8 protein-coding genes and 2 pseudogenes are annotated in these 20,124 nt (G+C 56.3%); 3 read left to right on the top strand and 7 right to left on the bottom strand.

Going from position 1 to position 20,124, the window contains the following annotated elements; translation table 11 throughout:
* Positions 1-72: 72 nt before the first annotated feature.
* Complete coding sequence (locus CAF80_RS05400; protein ID WP_039769049.1) at positions 73-441, top strand: glyoxalase superfamily protein; 369 nt, start codon at positions 73-75, stop codon at positions 439-441.
* Here the strand turns inward: CAF80_RS05400 and CAF80_RS05395 are convergent.
* From CAF80_RS05395 to CAF80_RS29190, 7 genes and pseudogenes are all read right to left on the bottom strand, one after another.
* Positions 438-1,466 (bottom strand): AraC family transcriptional regulator, encoded by a 1,029-nt coding sequence (locus CAF80_RS05395; protein WP_074691975.1) that lies wholly within the window; start codon positions 1,464-1,466, stop codon positions 438-440. The genes CAF80_RS05400 and CAF80_RS05395 overlap by 4 nt on opposite strands.
* Positions 1,467-1,703: 237 nt before the next feature.
* On the bottom strand, positions 1,704-4,526 hold the full coding sequence (locus tag CAF80_RS05390) for an RHS repeat domain-containing protein (protein ID WP_074691972.1): 2,823 nt from the start codon (positions 4,524-4,526) through the stop codon (positions 1,704-1,706).
* A complete protein-coding gene (locus CAF80_RS05385; protein WP_074691970.1) occupies positions 4,523-9,052 on the bottom strand; it encodes a SpvB/TcaC N-terminal domain-containing protein in 4,530 nt (1,509 codons plus the stop codon). The genes CAF80_RS05390 and CAF80_RS05385 overlap by 4 nt, the downstream gene beginning before the upstream one ends.
* On the bottom strand, positions 9,049-12,897 hold the full coding sequence (locus CAF80_RS05380; RefSeq protein ID WP_085666940.1) for a neuraminidase-like domain-containing protein: 3,849 nt from the start codon (positions 12,895-12,897) through the stop codon (positions 9,049-9,051). Before CAF80_RS05380 ends, CAF80_RS05385 begins: the two co-directional genes overlap by 4 nt.
* A gap of 23 nt (positions 12,898-12,920) precedes the next feature.
* Positions 12,921-16,241: a Tc toxin subunit A gene (locus CAF80_RS05375; RefSeq protein WP_085666939.1), complete on the bottom strand. Its 3,321-nt coding sequence runs from the start codon at positions 16,239-16,241 to the stop codon at positions 12,921-12,923.
* A gap of 226 nt (positions 16,242-16,467) precedes the next feature.
* A pseudogene (locus tag CAF80_RS29195) lies at positions 16,468-17,064 on the bottom strand (methyl-accepting chemotaxis protein); the annotation flags it as partial.
* A gap of 261 nt (positions 17,065-17,325) precedes the next feature.
* Positions 17,326-18,387, bottom strand: a pseudogene (locus CAF80_RS29190) (methyl-accepting chemotaxis protein); the annotation flags it as partial.
* A 244-nt stretch (positions 18,388-18,631) separates the two neighbouring features.
* Here CAF80_RS29190 and CAF80_RS05365 point away from each other — a divergent pair.
* Positions 18,632-19,303 (top strand): histidine phosphatase family protein, encoded by a 672-nt coding sequence (locus CAF80_RS05365; protein ID WP_085666937.1) that lies wholly within the window; start codon positions 18,632-18,634, stop codon positions 19,301-19,303.
* Complete coding sequence (locus CAF80_RS05360) at positions 19,300-20,121, top strand: phosphatase PAP2 family protein (protein ID WP_085666936.1); 822 nt, start codon at positions 19,300-19,302, stop codon at positions 20,119-20,121. The genes CAF80_RS05365 and CAF80_RS05360 overlap by 4 nt, the downstream gene beginning before the upstream one ends.
* The last annotated feature ends 3 nt before the right edge of the window (positions 20,122-20,124 follow it).

Below are 20,124 nucleotides of genomic sequence, written 5' to 3'. Positions count from 1 at the left end.
AGCCATCACCAAGCCGAATTGCTGACATCCACCCCGGCTACACTCTGGGGCCAATCAGTCAGGGAGCAACCCATGAGCTTCGGCAAAACCACCCCGATCCTGCGGATTTTCGATGAAGCCAAAGCCGTGGAGTTCTACGTCGACTTCCTCGGCTTCAAGATCGACTGGCAGCACCGTTTCGAACCCGGTTTCCCGTTGTACCTGCAAGTCTCGCGCGGCGAGTGCGTGCTGCATTTGTCCGAACACCACGGCGATGCAACACCGGGTTCGGCCCTGCGGATCGAGACCGATGAGCTGGAGGCGTTTCAGCAGCAGTTGCTGGCCAAGGAATACAAGTTTTCGCATCCACAGATTCAGGCCATGCCCTGGGGCAGCCAGGACATGACCATCGCCGATCCGTTCGGCAATCGTCTGGTGTTCACCAACGCGATCAGCATCTAGCCGTCGTTCGACACCCGGTGAATCTGCCGAAACTCACCGGGCGGCATCCCGCGTCGGCTCTTGAAGGCGCGGTGAAAGGAGCGTGATTCGCTGAAGCCCAGATACTGGGCGATGTCCTGAATCGGCAGGGTGCTGTTGAGCAGGTAATGCTCGGCCAGTTCCTGGCGCAGTTCATCGAGAATCTGCTGATACGAGGTGCCGGCCTGATGCAACTGACGTTGCAGCGTGCGTACCGACACGGTGAGATGTTCGGCCACTTGTTCCTTGCGCGGCAGGCCTTCCTTGAGCAACTGGCGCAGGATGCTTTTGACCCGCTGCTCCAGCGACGCATCCTCCAGGGTCGCCATCAAACTCTGCGCGTGCTCTTCCAGGGTGCGCAGCAAATGTGCATCGGCCTGGCGCAACGGCAACTGCAAATACGGCAACGGCACGATCAGCGCTGAATACGCCTGATCGAACAGTACCGGGCATTCAAAAAACTGTTCGTACTGCGCCAGCGTCGTGCCCGCCGGGAGTGAGTGTTCCAGCCACACTGCGGCGGGCGACAGTCGGGTATCGGCGATCCAGCGTGCGTATTGCAGCCAGGAGCCAAGCACGTTTTCCACCAGATGCCGGCGAATCCGCGGGCGCTCAAAGCGACAGCTCCAGATCAGGTGTACGTGGCTGTCGTGTACCTCGGCGCGGCTGACACCCATGTCGCCCACCAGTTTTTCGAACGGCATGATGCGGCTCATGGCATCGCCCAATGTCGCGCAATTCATGGTGATGTAACCCAGCACGCTCCACGAGTTGGGCAGGACGAAATTCGCCGCGTTGAGGCCGAACAGCGGATCGCCCGAGTGTTCGCAAAAGTAATCGAGCAACCGCTCATGGGTTTCACCCGGCAGGCGCAGGCTGTTGTCGCTCAACTGCTGCGCCTGCAACCCCGCCGCCGCCAATGCAGGCTCGATGGCCATGCCCAGATGTTCGGCATGGCGCAGGTACTTGAGCAGTGGTGGGACGGAGGTGAAGCCGAGCGATTGCATGACCGAATCCTCTTGATCGAGGCCGCCGTGGGCGGATGAGCGCTCTGAAAGGTAATTTGAATCCGCGAATAAAGTAAATGGCTGACGCTTGCGCGACGTTGGGGGGTGAGGTGATCAGCCCTTGGAGAATTTGAGCGAGACAAGCCTTAAGTCTGTCTAGTCCTGAAATAGGTGTAAACCTTATTCAGGACGGGACACCCAGCCAAAAAGAAGGGCAGCCAAAAAGCTGCCCTTCTTTCAGAACCGCCTGAAATAGCCAGTCGGGAACAGATTTCTGAAATCCTCGGTAAATTGGGTTTCATTGGCAATCTGAAGATAGTGACCTTGTGGGACATGGGCGAAGTTGAAGAACTGCCCATTTTCCACGAAGTTGACATCGGCAGACTGTTGGCTGGACGTCATTTGACTCCACACCCACGTGCTTGGGGCGCCAGTCGTAAGGGCATCATTCAGCATGTCGATAATCAATGGTGTATTCGGTAGTACCGTTTGCATATACACAGGTAAAAGCGCATTGACATCGGCTGTGCGGATTTCATAAGTGGGATCCTGAGGCATGCGCGGGGTTACGTTGTAGTAGAAGGGCGTTGCGGGGTATCGGCTTTCCGAGAGCAGATGTGGCAATGGATAAGTCACCCATGGATCTATGACCAGTGGATCCTGATTCGGATCGCCCAGCACCGTGAATGTATGACCGGGGATCACGGCGATGTTTACAGGGTGTATTGCAGAATTGCGGGCGGACGATGAAAGCAGGCTTGAACTGACGGCCGCGTATTCGTCGCAGTAGCCAGTGCCTGCAGCAACAGCGTGTTGTGCCCGGGATGGTGTGGTTGCGGGCGATCCGATATTGAAGCGAAGACGACCGACAAGTGCCGGTGCCCAGCCAGTGCTGTTTACAATGCTGCCGATCTGGTTGCCGGCGCCTGTGTGAAGCAGTGAGCGAGTGGTCCAGATCGTGTCATAAGCCAGCCTGTAGTGCTCCAGATCGTTTGCGTCCAGAAAAGCGCTGGAAGAGTCATGCTGTACGGCCGCACGAGTCGACGCCGGGGCCGGGACGCCGGGATGGGAGCTGTAGGCGCCGATCTCATACTTTGTGAGTCCCGCATGATCCTTGTATCTTTGAGGGTTGTTGGAAACGAAGCGGTACAGATTCAACCCGTCGACAAATCCCGCCGGATCCGCACTGATCCAGCGTTGCAGCCAGGGCGCGTAATACCTCGATCCGTAATAGTACAGCCCACTGGCATCGCACTCTTTGCCCGAGTAGCGGATGGTTCTGTAATTTGCTTCCACGTGGTTAGGGGCCGCTCTCCACGCTGTGCCACCAAAGGGGTAATAGCCTTCTTCGCTGAGCAGATTCCCCTCAGCGTTCAATTCGATCGTGTTGGCGCCCAGGTGATCATTGAAGGTGTAGCGCAAGGCGTCATTCGTGATCTTTGCGGGCGTGGTTTCATCGCGCCAGTGCAGGCAACGCACGTTGCAACCTCCTGCCTGCACGGTGATGACGTCCAGTCGTTTACCGTTTTTCTCACGGATTTCCAGGCCTGGTAGATAGATGACGGCGTCGATGTGGGTGAGTGCACGAGACTGGGTGGCGCGTTGCTTGCGTATACGTTGACCATTGCCATCGTAGACGTAACTTTCCGTATCCCCCTCTTGCTGTGCGCGTTCGACCAGAGTCACGCGTTGTAGCTGGTTACGTGCATCCCACTCCAGGGGAATCCCGGCTTGCAGCAACTGCAGATTGCCGTTGGCGTCGAAACCCTCTGCAAAGTCGGGTGAGGGATCGCCGGTCTTCCAGGCCAGCGCGCGATTGCTTGCAAGGGCGGTGCGCATTTCACGGGTGTAGTTGTTTCCCTCCCGTTGGTGTTGCAATCGAATCAGATTTCCGCGTGCATCATAGGTATATTTCTGAACGAAGTTGAGCAACCTGCTCCTATCACCGGAGCGCGAGGACCACTCTGGCAGCGATCTTTGAATGCAGGATCCCTGTTCCTCACGACCAGAAGCCTGAACCAACTGATAAAGGCTGTCGTAGACATAGGTATTGATCGGTCTGATCTGTTGATTGTTGTTGTGCTGCACAGGCTTTGAATGGTCCTCGACGTTCAAGACGTTGCCGACGGCGTCATAGGCATAATGCATTTCCTGAAGTACACCTCCGTCTGTGAGCGAAATTTTCATTTTTTTCATTCGCCCGTTTTCAGAGGCGTATTCGGCAGTGTGGTTGATCTTTTCACCCAGGACCTGCGACTCGATCTGACCCTGAGCGTTGTATCGGGTCCGGTCGAGAATCAGCCGCTGTTCGGTTCTGCCATGGAGCTGCAAAGCAACTTTCTTGAGCTGCCCGGCTACATCGAACCAGAAGTGTTGCGTATTCCCTCTGGCATCTTTCTGTCTGAGGGTTTCTCCGGTTGGCGCGTACCACCAGGTGGTGGTGTAGCCGGCACCTGTTTCGAGTTGTTTGTCGCGCTCGTCGAGATCCTCCGGCCAGTCAGGCGTTTGTTGGTTTTTCAACAAATGTCGGGTTTCGCTGAGCAACTTTCCCTTCAGGTCGTACCCGGAAAAAAGGCGTTTTCCCGCTGGATCGTCATGGCGAATCAATTGACCGCACCGATTCGTGTTGGCGTAGCCGTCCGAGCTGTCTGCATAAGTAAAACGCTCGATTGCCCTGCGCGGTTCATTCTTGGGCTTTTCGTAAACCGCCACTGGGCGTAACTGACTGTCATAACGGGTCTGCCAGTGAGTACCGCGAGAGTCCCATTTCTCCAGTGCTTTTCCCGCCCCGGCGAAGAATTCCAGGCGCCAGCCGGCATCATTGCTTTCGGTCAGTAACGCCACACCCGACAGGCTGCAGACTTGCCGCAGGTCAGCTGTTTCCATCTGGTGCGAATAGTGCGCAATGTCCTGACCCTGGATGTCATGTCGGGAGCGAGTGATACGGGGTTGTGGTTCTTTGAGGGAGTCATTGAGCAGGTACGTGACCTCACGGACCTGCAGGCCACGGCCGTCGATGACGCTCAGGGTCGGAGTGTTGCGGTGAGTGTTCGCGCTCATTGCTTGACTCCTGTCTGAGAGGCTTGCTCAGGCTGGGTGTCATTTTCGTCTTCTGTGATGGAGTACCAGGGGTGATAGGTGTACCGACGCTCGTCACCTTTGGCATTGATGACGCGGACAGAGCGGCCCAGCGGGTCGTGGAAATGCTGATCGCACAGTCCTGATTGACGCAGGGACTCATCGTTGATGTACCGATGACGATCACTGAAGTAGGGGCGGTAGGCGCGAATCACCAAGCCTTTGCTGTCGTATTCAGTCCTTTCGCTGACGCGCCAGCGATGGCTGGTTTCGTGCGATTGCGGTTTGTTCCCGACTTGCCTTAACGCGCCATCCGTGTCGACGACCCACGCTGTCCCCGGGTCGACCTTCTGTTTTCGTTGCAATGGTCGACCGAAACCGTCCCAGCAAGCGATCGTGATTCGGAACTGACTATCGACGTCGGTGGAATACCGGTCCGCTTGGATCGTCGCGCAGTGAACCGGCTCGCGTTGAGTGTTTTCAATCCGCTTCTGGAGTTCTTGCTCGTAGGATGTCTTGGTACCGAGGCTGCTCAGACGAATCCGGGCACTGGCGCGGACATGGCCGCCAGGCAACAGATCGCCAAGCTCGACGGCCTGGTTGCGCCATTCCATTTCGGCCGGGGTCGTGGCTGCAATACGACCCATCCAGCTGAGCGTATCGTAGAAGCAGGCGCTGGCGACATCCTGTATTCCTCTTGCCGGTTGCTCGATGGCAATGTCGGGTCGACCATCGTAACGCCGGATATAGCTGGCAATCGGTTTGAAGCCGGTTACCCCGTCAGCATTGCTTTTATGATAAGTGGTGGCCTGCACTTGTCCGAAGGCATCGTACAGTGCTTCCTGGACATTGCCGTTGGGGTCGGTGATCTGTTTGGGCTGGAGTGTCCGGTAGTCAATACCAGAGACCGTGGTGGTGCAGTTGTCCGGCAGCTTGACGGCGCTGATCAGGCAGCAATAAGAGTCGTGGGTGATTGTGGTCGGATCGTGCTGCTGGCTTTCACGGAAACTCTGAATCCTGAAAAAGCCATCCGGTTTTGCGTAAGTGGTGAAGTTGCGCCTGACCGACCAAAGTCTGCCTTGCTTGTCCCCCTCGCTGTCGGGGGGTAATGCGAGGGGCATTTTCCGGTAACCGCCGTTCTGCAGCTTCGTTGTCATTTCAATGGGCGTATTGCCCGGCTGATGGTTGAGTTTGTTGTAGGCACTGAGTGCCAGATCATTGAGTTCGGCAGTTTCCAGATGATCAGCCAGGGCTTCGTTGCTGGCCTGGCCATCTTTAAAGGTGCCACTTGCATCCGGTTTGCGGTAACGCTGTAAAGACAGGCCTGTCATGGCCCGCCTGGCCTTCCAGGCTGCTGAATCGCAAAGTTTGAGCAGATTTTCATAGCTGATGGAGCGCAGCTCCAGGCCGGCGTCCAACGGAGCTTTCGGCAACTTCAGAGCATTGCTGCGTTGCAGGTAACGCAGGCCCAGGTGTCTGGCTTGTTGCGTGCGTACATGGATGAATTCAGATCGTGTTTCGTTCACGTAGTAATACTGCTGATCCTCATCATGGGCATCTTTCCACCACTTGGCTTGCCAGGTGTCCGTGAACGGAGGCTTATCAGTGGCTGTTTTGCGGCGTGCATAACTGATCTTCAGGCTATGGGTGAGATAACCGTATGGGTCCCATTGCAGATTGACTGTGTGGTCGCAGCGAGGGTCATCGTGAGTGCGCTCGTAATGATAGTGAATGGACTCCACGAGCAAGGGCTGCATGATCGAGTAAGGGCTGTTTTCACCCATCCCTTTGAGTTCACGTACCAGGTATCGATGTTGTAGTACCGAGTACGGAAGTTTTGCTTTCGTGTCGTTGTCCAGGCCAAATGTTTCCACCCGCAAGATGTGACCACTGAGTGCCCGAGCAAGCTCGCGCCGGCGAGCTTCGACAAAAGTCCTGTGCGGGGCATGGATGGGTGTGCGTGGGCTCCAGCTCTCACCGTAGTTCTGAATTGTCGTTCCGAGGGCGATGGCTGCCGTATCGCTGCGGTCGTAATCGACGTTGACCGGGTCTATCGTATTTCCGGTATGGAACCAGCTTTTGGTCAACGTTGGAGAGCTTTCGGGACCCGTTCGGATGCTGTTCCGGTTGCTGGGGCTATCGGTTGTCAGTAAAAGGCCGAACCCACGGAACTTTCGTTCGGCGCTATCGTAGAAACCGCGTCGATACTTGAAACTCTGAGTCAGCTTGTTGCCGGTGATTTCATCGCACTGGACCTGTTTCTTGACCAGAAACACTGGAAATGGCAAACGTGAAACAGGGTCTTTTTGGTTTTTGAGCAACTGTCTCTTTTCGTCCAGCCACTCTTGCGCAGAACTACGGTAGTGGATACTGCCGCTCGCTCCCATATTGTTGTTGGTCGCCGTGAGCAGGTACGGCTTGATGTCAACGAAGTCGTAGCGCCAATAGCGACGTAATTCACCGGGCTGGCAGAAAACCAGGCTGGAGCAGCCGGTCCCTTGCAGATCCGAAGCACTGACCTGGCAGAAACGGTCATAGTGCAGGCCGTCGGGCCATGGCAAATCGATTGCATCACTCAGTCCATTCCCGCACCGGTTCATGAAAATACGCGCGCAGGTGGATTGCAGATAAACAAGATCGACAGCCCCCGATCCGTCCAGATCGGCCAGCAAGATGTTTGAGGCATCGAATGTCTCATGGGAGAAATCCAGCGTTGCGATCACCCGGCCTTTGCCGAAGTGTCCATGGCCGAGGTTGGGCCAGCACTTCACTTCATTGTGGCGGATACGGATCAAGTGTTGTTGACCACTTCCCAGTACATCACTGAAAGCCACCAATTCGCCGGGCGAGTTTCCAGGCTTAGGGAAATCGTCTTCATCGATCGGCCGAGGTACCTCGGTTGCGGGGGCGAAGTCTCCGTTAGGTTGTCTGGCATAGAGGCGCACACTGCGCGGTCCAATCATGGCCAGGTCTGGAAGCCCGGAGCCCGCCAGGTTGGCCAGTCGCCCTTGAGGGTGAAAGAACTCTGTCGGCACCGCGCCAAGAGGGGTGAAATTCGACCATTCGCCTTTTGGGTCCAGGGTGAAAAAACCGTTCAGTCCAGCTTGCGCGACCAGCCAGGCGGGGAGCCCGCTGTCGTCGATACCGTGGAGAAACTGGCGAGTGGGTGCGCGGCTGTCCGCCAAAGGAATAAGTGGAAGCTCGCGCCATTGCGAGTACGTGACCCTGTCCCCTCCCTTTTCATCCCGCAGGGGCTGGCTATAGCGCCAGTTCTTGTCTGTTCGGTTCAGGATGCCTGGCAGTCCCTCTCCGAACAGATCGACAAACTGAAATTGCTGTTGGTGGTTGAGCCGGGAAAGGGCCTCGAACGGTTTGTAACGCCGAGGGTCGGGCTCCAGGGTAAAGTCGGTATAGGTGAGTTCAATGGGTGGATGGTATTGGCTGGTACTTTCGCCGAAGCCCTGGGTCAATGCTGCGGTCAGCAGGTTGTAGGTCAAAGAGGTGGTCTGATACTGGAGCAAGAGACGCTGAACCAGTACCTGTTTACTCCCCATCGATGGTTCTTCGGGGAAGTAATGAAACATCAGAACCTGTCGGCACAAATGCTGAGTGCCCAATTCAAAGCCGTAGGCGAAGTCGGAGAATGGATCGCTGCGTATCGGCCACGGGTGCTCCGCCCGATAGGCTGGTTGAACCCTGAGCGATACCTCTCGTTCGCCGTAGTCGAAGACCATTTCGAAATGCCATTTCACAGCCGTGAGTCCATCAGTCCTGCAGTGGTACAACTGTGAATCGGCGTTGAAGTTGCCATAGCGCACGTGGCTCAGGTAGCGCTGGGCACGATAGTCGGCAGAAGCCCTCGCGGGTGGGGACGTGTCGGATTTGTACTCGTAGAGAATATGTTCCCCGTGAGCGTTCATGCTTTCTTCGAGCAACCACTCTCCGACGCGTAACGGCGTGTCGGGGTCTGCGCGACGTGCCGAGAGGGTTTTTCCGAAAAGATGCTTGCTGCCATCGGCGCTATGCATCAGCCAGAAGCCGGCTTTGTCCGTTGTGCTGGACCAGTGTTCGAGCAGATCGAAGCGGGTTTCGACCCGAGGTCGGTAACGCACGACAGTATGCTTCAGTTGCTGTTTACCGTCGCTGCACATCTTTTGGCTGGATTGGATGGTCCCCGTCGTTCTATTGCGCTCAGGCATCCAGACCTCTCCATCGGGGCCAATGTACAAATCATCGTCGGCGTACTTTGGGACACCAAGTCTGGTTCGTCTTGCAACGGCGGGCAGGGACAACCTCCAGCCGAGACCGAAAATCCCGTTGCCTTGATCACTGCTGTATTGCAGTGCAAGGGGCGGGGCATACCCGCGCCCGGGTGACACGGGGAGTGGAATTTCGCAGGAGGCCGAACCGGTGACTCCGACAGAGCCTATTGCGTTTCCGATACTTTTGATCGCACCACCGCCCTTGGGCAGAGCTGGAAGGTAGGTCGCCAGGGATTGTTCACTCATTGCACACCTCCATTTACCCTGGCGGTGTACCGTACATGAACGATGATATCGGTGAGCGATTCGAGCATTGCCTTCTGCGCGTCATGATTGGGAAACGACAGTATCCACTTTGATACTGCGCCGGTGTATTCAAACGGCAGGTAGCGCTCGTCCTGGAAGTTCAGCGTGAACAGACCGTGATCGTTGACGCCGGTGGAGAGGGCTATTTGCTGATTGCTGCGCAGACTTTTCATGACGCTCTTGCCATCACCGGGCATGACGACTTCGCTGTCGGTCTGGGTCAGCGTGGCGCGGATGTCTTCGTATGGGCCGAGGATGGCGGGCAGAGAGATACTGATGCTTTTGATTCGGCGCAGACAGTGCCCCGGGTAGTCATTTTCAAAAAGGGACTGGGTCAGTTCGAACGCGCACGAGCCGGTTTTCACAAGGTCGGACTTGATCCCGTCAACCTTCTCCGTGCCGCCTGCCTGGAGCGGCGAGTCCTCCCAGTTCTTATTGATCGATATCTTATTGTCGTTCTTGTTGTTGTCTTTCGCCTTGAGCTGACGCAACGACACGGTTTTACTGATTTCCAGCTCGCGCTCGTTGCCCAGCAGGTAGGCGTTTTTCATCTTCAGCAAACTCATCTTCATTCGCTCGCCAGGGCCCAGTCCCTGATAGGTGCTGTTCCAGGTCTGATGCTGGAAGAACGGCTGCGTGGAGTTGTCGACCATCGTTTCGTAGCGCCAGCTCAATTCGGTGAGCCGGCACATGGAAAGGGCCGAGTCATACACCTGGCTGTAGAAACTGGCCATTTGATTGGTGAACCATTGGTAAAGCTGCGAATTGGTAAAGCGTTTGCTGAGAAATTCGTAGGAGCTACGGGCATGTGCCAGGGAGGTCTGGGTCTGTTGCAACAGCAGGCGCGAGGCGGTTTCCTTTTCAGTTTCCTGCTCCAGCTGTGCCTCGATCTGCGCGATTTCGAGCCGTGCCTGGTCACGGGCGAGCTTCCAGTCCTGATGGCGGCGACGATACTGCGCGACACGATCGAGGGCGTCGCCAATGCCATGGGCGGCGACTGCCACCCCTTGAGCGGTCGTTGCCATGGACATGGGCACGCCTTCAAGGCGAAAACCGCCATCTGCCAGACCAAAAATATTTGGCATGACTTTCAGGCCCTCGCCAACGGCCTGTGCCGCATAGACGACTTTTTCAGCGATACGTCCCTTCAAGTGTGACGCGCTGGCCGCCACCTCGTCAGTATTGACGACTTCATGGACCAGTTGGCTGTAGTAGTCCAGCCGGTTCTCGACAATGGCTTTACTGGCGAGCAGCGCTTGTCTGGTTTTCTGGTCGACTTGCAGCGCCTGGGTCTGAAGGTCGACTGCCATATTGGCAATATCCCAGACGTGGTGCTGTTGCAGTTCCTGATAGCTGGACTGCTCGCTGCGTTCGATGAACGACATCAGGGAATTGCCGAGTTGAATGACCGTGTCTACCGCGCCCATGGCATGGGCATGCCAGATAGTGAAACGGTAAGGCGGTATCTCTGAACCCAGGTATTGGGCCATTTCGGGTTCCGCTGCACGCGGGGAACTGGAAGCAAGAATATCGGAAGAGAATGATGAGGGCGCAAAGAGCGGGAGCCTCAACGGGCGGCCGACGATATCGAGATTGTGTCTCAGGTTGTGTAGACGGCTTTCGAGTTTCTCCCACCGTGAAATCAATACGGGGTTGAAGGGCAATCGCAAATGCGGTGTGTCGATCGTATGTACAGAGAGTGGGGGAGCATAGGGGCGTATGCAGACTTGGGGGGGCTGTCTGGGGTTGGCGTCACTGGGTATGTGTTTGCTTTCATCGATCAGACTTTGCTCAAAATCACGCAACTCTTGATTCTTGTTCTCACTGAGCTCCTTCAATGAGACCGTCTCCCACAAATCGGTTTGCCTGATATCCAGCCGTGGACCCAGTAAATCCAGTGCGCGTATGTACCAGAACTTGGCATCCGTCAGGCTCTCGGGCGTTAACTGGCGGTAGGCCGTGTCGCCGCAGTTGAACAGAATATCGATATAGAGCATGTACAAGGCTTTGCGAAAGTGCACGGGATGGCTCATGGCAATCTGATGCGGATCCAGTGGATTCTGAATGGCAAAGCTGGGCTGGCTCGGGGTGGGGGTGGCGGTGATCAATGGCACCGCGTTCCAGTAATCGGGGTTGGCGCCTTCGACCTTTTTCCGACCGGGATTGAACAGGTAGTGCAACCAGGATTTGGCGTTCCCGTATTGACCCTCTTGGTTATAACGGTGGGCCACCAGCCAGGGAAGGTACAGGAACAGCTCGACAAAGTAGCGCCCGTAGGCACCATAGAAATCCAGCTTCTCCCCCTGCTCCCCGGTCTTCAAGCCAGGTTCTTCAAGACACTGGGTGCTCCAGGCGAGCAGTGTGTCCATACCGTTTTCTGCGCGTTCGATCAGGTGTCTGGCGAAGGTGATGTTCAGTCGGATGTCGCTGCGAAGCTGTTCTGGTGAACTGTCGCTCTGTTTGATTGATGAGCCTGAGAAGTCGATGAGTTCTATCGTACCCAGTGCAGTGTCCTGACGGGAGGTAAGGCAGGGTGGCGTCTGCTTGCTTTCTGCGGCGTGAGGCGCCAATAAAGGGAACAGGAGTTTTCGTTTGAGAGGCTGCGATCGAACATCCAGCTGCTGCAGATGTGTATAACTATCTTCACTGACTTTAAGTTCCTCGAGTAGGATCGATGACTTGCTTACAGAGTCCTTGTCTATGTGAACCGACATCCCGAAAACGAAAGTGATAACCGATGTTGGCTCGCCAGTTGGCTTTTCAACATACAGGCCAATCAACAGTCGTTCTGTAGGCCCCGATTTATCAACCATTGCAACGGTATGCGTTCTGTCTTTCAGCGAGGTGACGTCGTGGGGAAAGTAGCTTTGCAGGCAGGTACGTGGCGTGCTCCAGTTGCCGTCGTATTTTTTGTGGCACATGTTTAAACGGAACAGGGGATTGGCGGCTGCTTTCTTCGATTGATCTTTTTTAGCCGCCTCGTCTTGCTGGATGCACTCAGCCCAGATCACAAACAAACGATTGTTGAACACAACCGGGCGAATGGTACGTTCGATAGTGCTTTCGGAAACCGGCAGGTCGACGCGTTTCCAATCGGACCACGCTTGCGGCTCCGGTGCATCGTATTTTTGTGCCAGTGGGCCAGATAGTGAGGGGCGGCATTTCATGTCCAGAGAACGCCAGTACCACGTGTTGGCAGTCCGGGACCTGGCAATGAAGTAATAGGTACTGTGGGCTAAATCGACTCCGTCGATATAACCGTTGATCATTTGCAGGTTGGCCACCTCTTCAAGCCTGCTCAGGTAGGCCAGCACTGCCGTATCAACGGACTCGGCCGTGAGCTGGTTCTGGTTGAGGTCGTTTTCCAGTTGCTCAAAGTTTGCGGTCCTGGTCTTGCGCAGTGTCGGATCAAGATAGAGTGCGGGGAAGTAGTGCAAACGCTGATGCGTTGCCCAGGCAGGATAGTGATGCATCACGGTGTGCCAGATTTCGATGTGGTCCGCCGGAAAATGCGCGGTGTGGTACCCGGGCTCCATGTCGGCCAGGATACTGCTGATGTATTGCTGAAGGCTGGCAATGGCACAGGCCACCGGAGTGGTCGGTACATCCTGGCTGACCAGCACATCCAGCAGCCAGTAGTGATAAAGGTCATTGGCAGTCTGGATATTCTTGTCGATACCGAGGCGCACCAGTGTTTTGTCTTTCGGGGCAATTGCCGACAGGTAGAACCCGAGCTGCGCGTCACGCAAGCTTTCGTTAAGTTGTTTTTCAATCGCAGTAGACATGTTCATTCCTTGAGCATGTGGGATCAGAGACTGGCAGCCATCACGGCTTCTCCGACAGTTTTCCAGGCGTTTTCCGGGCTTTCGTTACTCAAGGCCGTAGCCTTGAGCAAGGCTTGAGCGCTGAGTCCCGTGGATTTACAGGTATTCTGGCAGCGCATGATCCAATCAATGGCTTGCAGCGTTTGGGCCTTTCCGGATTCCAGCTTTGCACTCAGCTCGGTGACTTCTGCCGTTGTCCAGTTCAGCAGCCGGGCCAGAAGACTGTTGAGTGTCGTTGCACTAGCAGAGTCGTTGGCGAGTTCCAGATAGCTCAGTACGCTTTCTTCAGAGACGTAATTTGTGTCGATGCAATGATTGAAACGATCCAGAAAGTACAGGCTGTCAATCGTCATCCTCAAGGGCGAGGTTGTCTTTCTCAGCCACTCGGGGTGCTTCAGGAACAAGCACAGGGTCTTGTTACTCAGGCGCAATTGAACGCTTGCTTCGGCATGGCGCAGAATCGGATGCATAACCTGGGGAAGAGAGAGGGAGTATTGATCCTGTATGGCCGCGCTCAGAATCCGGTAAACCGACGATCCACTCCAGATCACGACACCTTTGCCACGATTCATGGGCAGTGAAGACGTTTCTTGCAGGAATTTTTCCATCAGGTGCAGCTGTCGGTCATGGGCCGATAGCAGCAGCGCCTTGAGTTTCTTTTTGCAGTCCACCTTGAGCTTCAGGTCTTTGTCGGGATTTGTATCCAGAGTCAGCGCATCTACGACGATGGCCAGCGCCGCGTCGAACTTGCCAGGTATATCGTCGTCGGGTGACGGGGCGAAATCCTTTACCAGGCCTTTGTCATCAAGCAATGTCTCGGAAAGCTTTGCGCGCCAGTCAATGTTTTCCGGCAGATACAACTTTGCCAGCTCCTGGGGAGTGACTGCGCATCGCTTTGTATCCTCGTGCAGCTTGTCCAGATGCGGCAGCAAGTCCTGATACGAATGATCATCGCTGTTCGTGGGTACGAGGAAACGGCGCAGCATGGGGATGTCCAAGGCAGATTCATTGAGCCAGCGAGTCATCCAGTCCATCTGCATCAGCACATCCATCAGGTTGATGGAAGGCTCGTCATGGGTGAGCGTTGCATTGAATTGAATGTCGTCATCGTCGAGCCCGTTCGATTTGGTTGAAGTGATTTCAGCAACAAGTTGCTTTCGGTGTAACAGGCGGTATAGAGAAGGGGCAGTTACATTAATGACAAGTCCCTCCAGAGAGTGTGTTTGTCTCTCGGCAATTGTCGGGATCCCGCTGATAAAGAGATGGGCGTTGTCCCCGCTAGCGGCAAGTTTGAGTCCGTAAGGTGCCTTACCCTCTGGAAACCATGTTGAATGGTTAGTCAGGCTTGATCCCGATAGAAGTCGAAGAGACGCTGACGAATCGGCGTCTTCCGGTAACTGGATTATGGCGACCAGTTCACAGTGCTGCTTACCGTGAGAGACCTTGATGCGCAGGGTGCTGGTATCCAGATCTTTTCCTTTTACCAGGCATCGACGAACGCTTTCTCCTCCAAGCCAATTGGCCAGTGTCATGGTGTCAGTGATTGAAATGTCGAACATTCGGGCAATTCGTGCCTGTCGGTAAATCGAAGACAGGGTCGGCAGGTCACACTTCAGTGAGCCTAGGTATTTTTGCGTGTTGTTGATGGCAAGCAGGAGTGAGTCTTCCGTCTGAGGCAGGCCAAGGTTTGCACTCAAATGCTGAAGTACGCTGTGCGACTCAGGATCCGACAGGTCGGCCCGAAATTGTCGACCGTCAAGCAGCAACGGTTTCTCGAACAACCGGCTCTGATTGAAGATCCGATCAAGCTGGGAAGTGTCGCTACCGTTGGCGGAGGGTGAGACCCGATGCAGCAGCGCTGCAAACTCTTCAGCCGTAACCGAGTACAGACGGTTCAGATAGCGATAAACCCCGAGGGATCGCACGGTGTGTCTGTCGGGTTGCATCGAAGTATTACGGGGGTGTTGTGATTCAAAAATGCTGCAGATCAATGTGTCCAATGCGCCGAAGGGGATGCCGAGCCAGCGTTGCAAACGAATCATTCGATGCAGGCGATCGATTCGATACTCGTTTGCTTCGTTGATCTTTTGATTTTTCCCGATCCGGGACAAATTCATCGAGGCATTCGGTGCGGTGCCGTTAACATAGCGGGCTCCAAAGGGCGTAGTGAAAGGATTGGGTAACCGGTAGTGTGATGATTGGCGGGGTGTGTATTTCCCTTGAGCGATCAATGCCTCCAGCTGTTCTGCGTGCAGTCCGGTGCGTTTCAGCAACGTGTTCACGTCCTTCAGGTCGAGGAATGACGCAATGCCAACGTTGTTTATCCAGTAGTCATTATCCTGTTGATGTTGCGCGGGCGGAAAATGTGGCTGTTCCTCGTTCCGCGGCACTTCTGTCAGCAGCTCTTGCTGTTTAGGACCCATTCCGGACATCAGGAGTCGGGCTGCATCAGCGGTGGATTCCAGTACCTTGCCATACGGGCTGTTCACGCTTGCCGTAATGGGAAGGTCATTGCTGATGAGGTAGTTCAATTCCCCCAGCGCGGGCTTTTTCCCTGACAGGCCCAACATGCATTGGTGATGGAAAAACTCATAGGGAAGGGTGAGGGGATAACGATGTTGAGCAAGTACCTCATACGTCGTCTTGCGTTTGTCGGAGGTGGTTTTCAACGCTTCCTGAATATTCGTGTCCAGGATGTCATTGACAATTTTGAGCATGGGTTGAGCAGTGAAGGTACTTTGCTGATCGATCGACAGCACTGCCAGGTCTGGCCGGCGATCTTTCAACAGGATCCGGCTGGCTTTGTCCCCGACGTCAGTGGAGATAGAGGACTCCAATTGATGGGCAAACCGGTACAACGCTCTGAGGTAGGCTACTGGTGAGTCGATGGCGGAGATCGAATCGACTTTGCAGGCGTCATTCCAGTTTTCTTTGAACAGATTGGTGTAGGTCGGGCCATGTCCCTTCAAACCCCGAATGCCATGGAGATGCCAATGATCCTGAATCGTGCCGCCTGAACTCTGTTTCTCCCGATAGAGTTGGCTGATCTGGGCGGCCAGGCATTTGGCATTGTCGTAGAGCTGCCCGAGTCGGACTTTGGAAAAATCCTCCTTTAGCGCAACCTCTGGCGCATCGTCGGGTTTTTTGATCGCATTACTTACGCGATCCTTGAAGTCGGCTTCGGTCAATCCGCTGATATCAAATACCGAGGTGATCCCCAGTTTTTTAAACAGCGCTAGGGACTCAACCGTGTTGTTGAGACTGTATTCTTTGATCAGAGTCTTGAGTAACGAATTGTCGTTCATGCCGAGGAGCTCCTTGAGTTGGAGCTATCGACGTTACTGCGTGCCCGAAGTGGAAAGCTGTCAGCCAGACCGCCACATGGAGATGGATGCGTCGCTGTCGGAAAGGTGAAAGAGTCCGCAGACCTGTAGGATTCCGATCGCCCCGTGGCTGAGTGCGACTTTGCGGCTTGGGCTTTGCCATTTGAAACCCGAAACCCCGCCGTTGCCAGCGGGGTAAAAGGGGTGATCAGACGCGGAAATGACTCACCATCTGCTGCAACTGCCCACCCAACCGCGCCAGTTCAACGCTGGACTTGGCGGTCTCATCACTCGCCGCCGCGGTCTGTTCCGACACGTCACGGACGTTGATGATGCTGCGGCTGATTTCTTCGGCCACGGCGCTTTGCTGTTCGGCGGCAGCGGCGATCTGCTGGTTCATCGACTGGATGTTCGACACCGTGCGGGTGATGTTTTCCAGCGAGTCGCCGGCCTTGCGGGTCAGGGCGACGCTGCTGTCGGTCAGGGCGCGGCTGTTGTTCATCACGGCGGCCACTTGCTGCGTGCCGTTCTGCAGACCGGCCACCAGGCCTTCGATTTCCTCGGTGGATTTCTGAGTGCGCTGGGCCAGGCCACGGACTTCATCGGCGACCACGGCAAAACCGCGACCGGCCTCACCGGCACGGGCCGCTTCGATGGCAGCGTTGAGGGCCAGCAGGTTGGTCTGTTCGGCCACAGCCTTGATCACGTCCATGACGCTGCCGATCTTGTCGCTTTCCTGTTGCAGCACGCTCATGGCTTCGGTGGAGCGCACCACTTCGCTGGCCAGACGCTCGATCTGGGCGATGGCTTCGTTCACTACCTTGTCGCCTTCACGGGCTTCGCCGTCAGCGGCGGCTGCGGCTTGCGAGGCTTCTTCGGCATTGCGCGCGACTTCCTGCACGGTGGCAGTCATTTCGTGCATCGCGGTGGCGACCTGATCGGTCTCGACCTTCTGGCTGTTCACGCCGGCGCTGGTCTGTTCGGTCACGGCCGACAGTTCTTCGGCGGCGCTGGCGATCTGGGTCACGCCGTCGCGGATGCCGCTGATCAGGTCGCGCAGGGTCACGCCCATGCGCGCGATGCCTTGTTGCAGCACGCCGAGTTCGTCGCGGCGGGTGACGATCACGTTCTGGCTCAGGTCGCCGCTGGCGATGCGGTCGACCACGGCCATGGTTTCCTGCAGCGGACGGGTGATCTGACGAGTGATGATGAAGGCAGCGATGATGCCGACCAGCAACGCCAGCAGGGTGCTGATCAGTTGCAGTGTGCGGGCCTGGGCGCTTTCCGCGTCACGGCGGTCGAGCTGGATCTGATACAGCTGCTCGCTCAGCGATACGATCAGGTTGCCCTGATCGGTCATTTCCTTGCGCGCCTGCACCGCATCGGTGTTGGCGTTCTTGAAGGCCTGCAAGGCGCTGCGGTAGTTGGTCAATGCGGTTTCCAGCTGACGCAGGGCGTCCTGTTGGGTGCTGGCGAAATGCATGTTCAGTGGCTTGAGGCTGGCGATGGCCGCATCCAGTTGGCCGACGGCTTTCTGCTCGGTCTCGGCGTTGGCGGTGGCGGTGTAGCCACGCACTTCGTAGCGCGCCAGGATGAACGCTTCCTTGGCGGCGGTGACAGCCTGGAACTGCTCGAAACGCTCATCGCTCAACGGCATTTGCTGGACGCGGTTGCTCAGCGCTTCGATCAGGCCGTAGGCCGTCGCGGCACTGGTGGCCATCGAGTCACGCGCCGTGTTGCCGGTGCGGTAGGCGTTACGCATCTTGTTGAGCGAAGTCTGGTACTCGGCGATGGTCGCCGCCTGCTCCTTGAGCAGCTTGACGTTTTCCGGGCTCTTGAAGCTGCTGATCAGCTTCTGCTGTTGTGCGGCGAACCCGTCGAGGGTGGTCTGCACATTCTGCGCGGCGGTTTCATCGCCATTGGTCAGCATGTATTGCAGGCGCACCACGCGCAGTTTGGTCAGGCCAGCGTTGAGCTGGGTGATGTCGCTCATCCAGTTGCTGCGGTCAATCAGGCCGCCCAGGCTGGTCCAGCCAGTGAGCGCCAGGATGCAGGTCAGGGCCAGGACGAGGCCGAATCCGAGCCCCAGTTTCAGGTTCACGCTGATGTTGCCGAACCAGCTATTCATCAAAAATCCTCCAGAAAAACGTTGTGCGTCTTGATCGTCGGTCAGGCTGGAAGATTGTTGTTTTTTTGCGCCAGCAAGGGTGTAAGCAGGACTGTATCGGCCGCAAATCCGAGAGCTGAAAGGATTTTGTCCTACGGAATTTGTAACAGGCACTCACAAGACTTTTTTCACATAGGTTTCACTGCCTGCCCACGCCGTGCTCTCTAACCTCGCCGCATCGAATGACAAGTGATGGCGGCTTTTTGTGGAATTGCGACTGAGTCTGTTCGGCGTCAAGCGCTCGATTGATCTGAGCGGTCTGGCCCGTTTTCGAAACACCTGGGTGGTATTGGCGGCCTCGTTGCTGGTCATTCCGCTGACCCTCTGGCTGCTCGCCCCGGCGGCGGTGCCGGACCTTGCCCACGGCAATGTGGCCGGGGCGCAGGCGCTGAAGGACGGTTGGAACAAAGGCGAAATCATCGTGCTGGTGCGCCACGTCGAGCGCTGCGACCACTCGAAAGCGGCTTGCCTGAGCGGCCACGATGGCATCACCGATCGCTCGCGCAGTGTCGCGGTGAGCGTCGGCGCGCAGTTCGAGCAGTTGGGTCTGGACAAGGCCGACGTCTACAACAGCCCGATGATGCGCACCGTGCAGACCGCCGGCTACATGTTCAACAAGGCGGCGACCGGCGAAGACTGGCTGATCAGTTGCAAGGGCCGGATGCTGCAGGACGCGCTCGCGCACAAAGTCCCGGGACGCAACCTGATTCTGGTGACCCACAGCGAATGCATGGCGCAGCTGGAAAAAGACCTCAAGGTGCCGGCCTCGACCCTCGGGTACGGCGCATCGCTGTTTGTTTCCGCCGCCAGCCCGGCGGCCCCACAGATGCTCGGCTTCATTGAAGCCTCCGACTGGCGCACGGTGACCACCCGATGAAATCCCGCTTTTACGCTTACAACTTCGGCATCCCGCTGCTCTGCGCAGCTGTGGTTTTTCTGATGTTCGACATGACCAACATCGACATCGCTTTCAGCAATTTGCTGTTCGATCCACTGACCCACACCTTTCCGCTCGACAAGATTCACTTCTTTGAAAAACTGACCCACAAGTGGGCGCGGATCATTCCGAACTGGACGGCGGAAATCGCCTTGATCGGCGCCATGTTGTCGTTTGTCTGGCCGCTGCTGAAACCGCAAAAGCATCCGCGTCTGGGCGGTTTTCTCGAGCGCTGCAAAGTCGCGCCGGTGCTGCGCTTTGCCGCCGATCACCGTAGGGATTTTCTGTTTGTGGTGGTGGCTTTCGCGGTCTGCACCGGGGTGATCCATTTCCTCAAGGCACACACCAGCGTCTACTGCCCGATCGAGACCACGTTGTACGGCGGAAAGATGCCGCACATCGAGTGGTACAACAATTTCCAGCTGTTCCACGAAGCGGGTGAAGGACGTTGCTGGCCGGGCGGTCATGCTTCCGGTGGTTTCACCATGCTGGCGCTGTATTTCGTGGCGCGTCGTTACCAGTGGCGTTTCTCCAGCGCGTTGTTGTGGGGCTCGCTGCTGCTCGGTTTTGTCTACGGCACTACGCGAGTCCTACAGGGCTGGCACTACATGTCCCATACGTTCTGGGCCGGCATCTTCGTGTGGCTGGCGTGTTTGCTGACGGCGCTGGCGTTTTACGGGCGGGCTCGTCTGGAATTGCCGGTGTTGAGCAAGCGTGAGCGAAAGGTGTTCGGCGCACAGCCTGAGGTTTCTCTCTAAGTC

Source organism: Pseudomonas sp. B34(2017), from assembly GCF_002112915.1.
In the GTDB taxonomy this organism is placed as follows: Bacteria; Pseudomonadota; Gammaproteobacteria; order Pseudomonadales; family Pseudomonadaceae; genus Aquipseudomonas; species Aquipseudomonas pharyngis.
The sequence above is the reverse complement of the archived record's forward strand: the minus strand, read 5'-3'. Positions and strand labels throughout refer to the sequence as shown.

Bases quoted from the DNA above. Each gene is read 5' to 3' on its own strand.
- CAF80_RS05360 (WP_085666936.1), top strand. From the start codon at position 19,300: ATGAAATCCCGCTTTTACGCTTACAACTTCGGCATCCCGCTGCTCTGC.
- CAF80_RS05395 (WP_074691975.1), bottom strand. From the start codon at position 1,466: ATGCAATCGCTCGGCTTCACCTCCGTCCCACCACTGCTCAAGTACCTG.
- CAF80_RS05390 (WP_074691972.1), bottom strand. From the start codon at position 4,526: ATGAGCGCGAACACTCACCGCAACACTCCGACCCTGAGCGTCATCGAC.
- CAF80_RS05400 (WP_039769049.1), top strand. From the start codon at position 73: ATGAGCTTCGGCAAAACCACCCCGATCCTGCGGATTTTCGATGAAGCC.
- CAF80_RS05380 (WP_085666940.1), bottom strand. From the start codon at position 12,897: ATGTCTACTGCGATTGAAAAACAACTTAACGAAAGCTTGCGTGACGCG.
- CAF80_RS05385 (WP_074691970.1), bottom strand. From the start codon at position 9,052: ATGAGTGAACAATCCCTGGCGACCTACCTTCCAGCTCTGCCCAAGGGC.
- CAF80_RS05375 (WP_085666939.1), bottom strand. From the start codon at position 16,241: ATGAACGACAATTCGTTACTCAAGACTCTGATCAAAGAATACAGTCTC.